The organism is Citrobacter sp. S55_ASV_140, from assembly GCF_018919505.1.
Classification (GTDB): domain Bacteria; phylum Pseudomonadota; class Gammaproteobacteria; order Enterobacterales; family Enterobacteriaceae; genus Citrobacter; species Citrobacter werkmanii.
Window position 1 is genome coordinate 1 of the sequence record NZ_JAHLQZ010000223.1, and the last position, 5,804, is coordinate 5,804.

General features: G+C 53.6%; 6 protein-coding genes. All 6 read left to right on the forward strand.

Features of this window, described 5'->3' with window-relative positions:
- Positions 1 to 511: adenosylcobalamin/alpha-ribazole phosphatase (locus tag KQJ18_RS20835; protein WP_216422643.1), on the forward strand; the 511-nt coding region annotated here is incomplete at its 5' end.
- A 254-nt stretch (positions 512 to 765) separates the two neighbouring features.
- The gene (rsfS, locus tag KQJ18_RS20840; RefSeq protein WP_003022728.1) at positions 766 to 1,083 is read left to right on the forward strand and encodes a ribosome silencing factor; all 318 of its coding nucleotides are present in this window, start codon (positions 766 to 768) and stop codon (positions 1,081 to 1,083) included.
- A 3-nt stretch (positions 1,084 to 1,086) separates the two neighbouring features.
- Positions 1,087 to 1,554 (forward strand): 23S rRNA (pseudouridine(1915)-N(3))-methyltransferase RlmH, encoded by a 468-nt coding sequence (gene rlmH, locus KQJ18_RS20845; RefSeq protein ID WP_003022725.1) that lies wholly within the window; start codon positions 1,087 to 1,089, stop codon positions 1,552 to 1,554.
- Positions 1,555 to 1,584: 30 nt separating this feature from the next.
- The gene (gene mrdA, locus KQJ18_RS20850; RefSeq protein WP_006685528.1) at positions 1,585 to 3,486 is read left to right on the forward strand and encodes a peptidoglycan DD-transpeptidase MrdA; all 1,902 of its coding nucleotides are present in this window, start codon (positions 1,585 to 1,587) and stop codon (positions 3,484 to 3,486) included.
- A 2-nt stretch (positions 3,487 to 3,488) separates the two neighbouring features.
- Positions 3,489 to 4,601, forward strand: coding sequence for a peptidoglycan glycosyltransferase MrdB (mrdB, locus tag KQJ18_RS20855; RefSeq protein ID WP_006685529.1), 1,113 nt, complete (start codon positions 3,489 to 3,491; stop codon positions 4,599 to 4,601).
- A gap of 10 nt (positions 4,602 to 4,611) precedes the next feature.
- On the forward strand, positions 4,612 to 5,706 hold the full coding sequence (gene rlpA / locus KQJ18_RS20860) for an endolytic peptidoglycan transglycosylase RlpA (RefSeq protein WP_137351036.1): 1,095 nt from the start codon (positions 4,612 to 4,614) through the stop codon (positions 5,704 to 5,706).
- Positions 5,707 to 5,804 lie beyond the last annotated feature (98 nt).

The following is a 5,804-nucleotide window of genomic DNA, read 5'->3' on the forward strand; positions in this document are numbered from 1 at the left end:
GGCGCAAACAGTGGGCAAGCTGTTACGCAATCTTCCTGTCGACAATGTTCTTTGCAGCGAACTCGAACGCGCCCGCCATACAACCCGGTTGATCTTAGGCGATCGCGACTTCCCTGTGCGCATTATGCCTGAACTGAATGAGATGTTTTTTGGTGACTGGGAAATGCGCCACCATCGCGATTTAGCGCGCGAAGACGCTGAAAATTACGCCTTATGGTGTAACGACTGGCAGAACGCAACGCCAACGAATGGCGAAGGCTTTCAGGCATTTTCTCAGCGGGTTGAACGCTTCATTGCCCAACTTGCCGATTATAAAGCGTGTCAAAACCTGCTGGTGGTGAGTCATCAGGGCGTGCTGAGCGTGTTGATCGCCCGCCTGCTGTCCATGCCGGCTGCGGCAATGTGGCATTTCCGCGTCGAACAAGGCTGCTGGAGCGCAATAGATTTATGTGACGATTTCGCGGTTCTGAAAGTGCTTAACAGCCGGGCCGCATGGGACGACGGGGAGTGAATGCGCGGTTTTTTCTGCCGAAGGGCCTCTCTCCCATTGACACCCCCTGACAGGCTGTTATCCTCCGCAACCTGACTTTTCCCGCCCTTCAGAGCTTTGCAGAAATTGTTTTACAAAAATGGCGATGCATTCTGTGGCGTGGGGTGGGATGATAGCGCACTTCAAAAGCGCTTTCGGAGACATTTGTCCCGATATCGCCTCTGGTTCAGGTATACTAACAGACGTTTTTAACTCTTTTCACCCAGGGGGAACACTTGCAGGGTAAAGCACTCCAGGATTTTGTAATCGACAAAATTGATGACCTGAAAGGTCAAGACATCATCGCCTTAGACGTTCAGGGTAAATCCAGTATCACTGATTGCATGATTATCTGCACCGGTACATCCAGCCGTCACGTTATGTCTATCGCAGATCACGTTGTTCAGGAGTCCCGCACTGCCGGCCTGCTGCCGCTCGGCGTGGAAGGCGAGAATGTCGCTGACTGGATCGTCGTTGACCTCGGCGATGTGATTGTCCACGTGATGCAGGAAGAAAGCCGTCGCCTGTATGAACTGGAAAAACTCTGGAGTTAATGCGTGAAGCTGCAACTTGTCGCTGTGGGTACGAAAATGCCTGACTGGGTACAAACCGGATTTACCGAATATCTGCGTCGGTTTCCGAAAGATATGCCCTTTGAGCTGATCGAAATCCCGGCAGGAAAACGCGGCAAGAACGCGGACATTAAACGCATTCTCGACAAAGAGGGTGAGCAGATGCTGGCCGCCGCAGGCAAAAACCGCATCGTCACCCTTGATATTCCGGGCAAACCCTGGGACACGCCGCAACTGGCGACCGAACTGGAGCGCTGGAAACTGGACGGTCGTGACGTCAGTCTGCTGATCGGCGGGCCGGAAGGTCTTTCTCCCGCCTGTAAAGCCGCGGCGGAACAAAGCTGGTCACTCTCTGCATTAACCCTACCTCACCCTCTTGTTCGGGTTCTGGTCGCAGAGAGCCTGTACAGGGCGTGGAGCATTACCACCAACCATCCTTATCACCGTGAGTGATCATTGATTCTTGAGTAGATTAAGCAGCGGATGAAACTACAGAATTCTTTTCGCGACTATTCGGCTGAGTCCGCGCTGTTTGTGCGCAGGGCGCTGGTCGCTTTTTTGGGGATTTTGCTGCTGACCGGCGTGCTGATCGCCAACCTGTATAATCTGCAAATCGTTCGCTTTACTGATTATCAGACCCGTTCGAACGAAAACCGCATTAAACTGGTACCTATTCCTCCCAGTCGCGGCATTATTTATGACCGTAACGGAATTCCGCTTGCCCTTAACCGCACCATTTATCAGATTGAAATGATGCCGGAGAAGGTAGACAACATTCAGGATACGCTCGACGCGCTGCGCAACGTCGTAGACCTGACGGATGACGATATTGCCGCGTTTAAAAAAGAGCGCGCCCGTTCACACCGCTTCACCTCTATTCCGGTAAAAACCAACCTGACGGAAGTTCAGGTCGCACGGTTTGCCGTAAATCAATATCGCTTTCCTGGCGTTGAAGTTAAAGGCTATAAACGCCGCTACTACCCTTACGGTTCCGCCCTGACCCACGTGATTGGCTACGTATCGAAGATCAACGATAAAGACGTGGATCGCCTGGACAAAGACGGCAAACTGGCTAACTACGCTGCGACGCATGATATTGGTAAGCTCGGTATTGAACGTTACTATGAAGACGTACTGCATGGGCAGACCGGCTATGAAGAAGTTGAAGTCAACAACCGCGGTCGTGTCATTCGTCAGTTGAAAGAGGTCGCGCCGCAGGCCGGGCATGATATTTACCTCACGTTGGATTTGAAGCTCCAGCAGTATATTGAAACGCTGCTGGCGGGTAGCCGCGCCGCCGTGGTGGTCACCGACCCGCGTACCGGTGGCGTTCTGGCGCTGGTCTCCATGCCAAGCTACGACCCGAACCTGTTTGTGGATGGCATCTCCAGTAAAGATTACTCCGGGTTGCTCAATGATCCGAATACCCCATTAGTTAACCGCGCCACGCAAGGCGTTTATCCTCCGGCGTCGACGGTTAAGCCTTACGTGGCGGTTTCTGCGTTAAGCGCGGGCGTCATCACCCGCAATACCGGTCTGTTCGATCCGGGCTGGTGGCAGTTACCCGGCTCTGAGAAACGTTACCGCGACTGGAAAAAATGGGGTCACGGCCACCTGAACATTACCCGCTCTCTGGAAGAGTCCGCGGATACGTTTTTCTATCAAATCGCCTATGATATGGGGATAGACCGGCTTTCGGAGTGGATGAGCAAGTTTGGCTATGGCCAATATACGGGTATCGATCTTGCCGAAGAACGTTCCGGGAACATGCCAACCCGTGAATGGAAGCAAAAACGGTTTAAAAAACCATGGTACCAGGGTGATACCATTCCGGTCGGCATCGGTCAGGGTTACTGGACGGCAACCCCTATCCAGATGAGTAAAGCGCTGATGATCCTTATCAACGACGGTTTGGTAAAAGTCCCGCATCTGCTGATGAGCACGGCAGAAAATGGCAAGCAAGTGCCATGGGTTCAGCCGCACGAACCGCCCGTTGGCGATATTCATTCCGGTTACTGGGAAATCGCCAAAGACGGTATGTACGGTGTCGCTAACCGCCCTAACGGGACTGCACATAAATATTTCGCTGGCGCGCCTTACAAAATTGCGGCGAAATCCGGTACCGCACAGGTCTTTGGCCTGAAAGCGAATGAAACCTATAACGCGCATAAGATCGCCGAACGTTTACGTGACCACAAGTTAATGACGGCCTTCGCACCCTATGATAAACCCCAGGTCGCTGTCGCCATGATCCTTGAAAACGGCGGCGCGGGTCCGGCTGTGGGGACGATTATGCGCCAGATCCTTGACCACATTATGTTGGGCGACAACAACACCAATCTGCCTGCGGAAAACCCAGCGGTTGCAGCAGCTGAGGACCAATAATCGTGACGGATAATCCGAACAAAAAAACATTTTGGGACAAAATCCACATCGATCCCACAATGTTGCTTATTTTGCTGGCTCTGCTGGTCTACAGCTCGCTGGTCATCTGGAGCGCCAGCGGCCAGGATATTGGCATGATGGAGCGTAAGGTCGGCCAGATCGCGATGGGTCTGGTCATCATGGTGGTGATGGCGCAAATTCCCCCCAGGGTTTATGAAGGTTGGGCGCCCTATCTGTATATCTTCTGTATCATTCTGTTGGTGGCGGTTGACGCCTTCGGCGCTATTTCCAAAGGCGCTCAGCGCTGGCTGGATTTGGGTATCGTGCGCTTTCAGCCTTCTGAAATCGCCAAGATTGCCGTGCCGCTGATGGTCGCGCGCTTCATCAACCGCGACGTCTGCCCGCCATCGCTAAAAAATACCGCGATTGCGCTGGTGCTGATTTTTATGCCCACGCTGCTGGTTGCCGCTCAGCCTGACCTCGGCACCTCAATTCTGGTTGCCCTTTCTGGTCTGTTTGTCCTGTTCCTTTCCGGTTTAAGCTGGCGTTTAATCGGTGTGGCAGTCGTTTTGGTCGCCGCGTTTATTCCGATACTGTGGTTCTTCCTGATGCATGACTACCAGCGTCAGCGCGTCATGATGTTACTTGATCCAGAAACCGATCCGCTGGGCGCGGGCTATCACATTATTCAGTCTAAAATTGCTATTGGTTCCGGCGGATTACGCGGTAAAGGCTGGCTGCACGGTACGCAGTCGCAGCTTGAGTTTTTACCCGAACGCCACACTGACTTTATCTTCGCCGTCTTAGCGGAAGAACTAGGTCTGGTGGGGATCCTGATTTTGCTGACGCTGTACATTTTGCTGATTATGCGCGGGTTGTGGATCGCGGCTCGCGCACAAACCACCTTTGGTCGCGTCATGGCGGGTGGTTTAATGTTGATATTATTCGTTTATGTCTTCGTAAATATTGGTATGGTGAGCGGTATTCTACCTGTGGTTGGGGTTCCACTCCCATTGGTCAGTTACGGAGGCTCGGCACTGATCGTGCTGATGGCCGGGTTCGGGATTGTTATGTCGATCCACACCCATAGAAAAATGTTGTCGAAAAGCGTGTAAGGGGTACGCAATGCGTAAGCAGTGGCTTGGTATCTGCATCGCAGCAGGAATGCTCGCGGCGTGTTCGAATGATGATGGTCAGCAACAGGTTGCTGTCGCGCCGCAGCCTGCGGTGTGTAATGGTCCGATTGTTGAAATCAGCGGGGCCGATCCGCGCTTTGAACCCCTGAACCCAACGGCGAATCAGGACTACCAGCGTGATGGTAAGAGCTACAAAATAGTCCAGGATCCCTCCCGCTTTAGCCAGGCTGGGCTTGCCGCTATTTATGATGCGGAGCCTGGAAGCAATTTAACCGCGTCTGGTGAAGCGTTTGACCCAATGCAGTTGACCGCTGCGCACCCGACGCTGCCGATCCCAAGCTATGCCAGAATCACCAACCTGGCAAACGGCAGGATGATCGTCGTACGCATTAACGATCGCGGCCCTTATGGCAACGATCGCGTCATTTCACTTTCACGTGCCGCCGCCGACCGTCTGAACACGTCTAACAACACCAAAGTGCGTATCGACCCTATTATCGTCGCGCAGGATGGTTCATTATCCGGCCCGGGAATGGCCTGCACGACTGTGGCGAAACAAACCTATGCCCTGCCGGCTCGTCCTGATTTAAGCGGTGGCGGCGCGATGTCTTCCGCACCGGATGCGGGTCAATCGCAAAACGATATCCGCCCTATCAGTAATTCCACGCTGAAAAGCGAGGATACGAGCGGTGCGCCGGTCAACAGCAGTGGTTTCCTCGGCGCGCCGACAACGCTTGCTGCCGGTGTACTTGAAGGCAGCGAACCCACGCCTGCGCCACAGCCTGTAACCGCCGCTCCCGCAGCATCAACTGCCACGGTAACCGCGCCAGCGACCGTTGCCGCGCCAGCTGCTGCGACCAACGGACGCTATGTCGTTCAGGTCGGTGCCGTTAGCGATCAAACCCGTGCGCAGCAGTATCAAAAGCGCTTAAGTCAGCAGTTTGGCGTCCCTGGACGGGTAGTGCAAAACGGCGCGGTATGGCGTATTCAGATGGGGCCATTCGCCAGTAAAACTGAAGCCTCCTCATTGCAGCAGCGTCTTCAATCCGAGGCGCAATTACAGTCCTTCATCACCGGCATGTAATAACGTAAACCGGGTATCTGAATTGTCAATTTCCGTAAATGACATTAACAAAGTCACGCGGAAAGTCAGATGCCTGCCCGTTATGCATTTGCTATAGT

Excerpts from the sequence above, each read along its gene's own strand:
- mrdA (WP_006685528.1), top strand. The coding sequence starts at position 1,585 with ATGAAACTACAGAATTCTTTTCGCGACTATTCGGCTGAGTCCGCGCTG.
- rlpA (WP_137351036.1), top strand. The coding sequence starts at position 4,612 with ATGCGTAAGCAGTGGCTTGGTATCTGCATCGCAGCAGGAATGCTCGCG.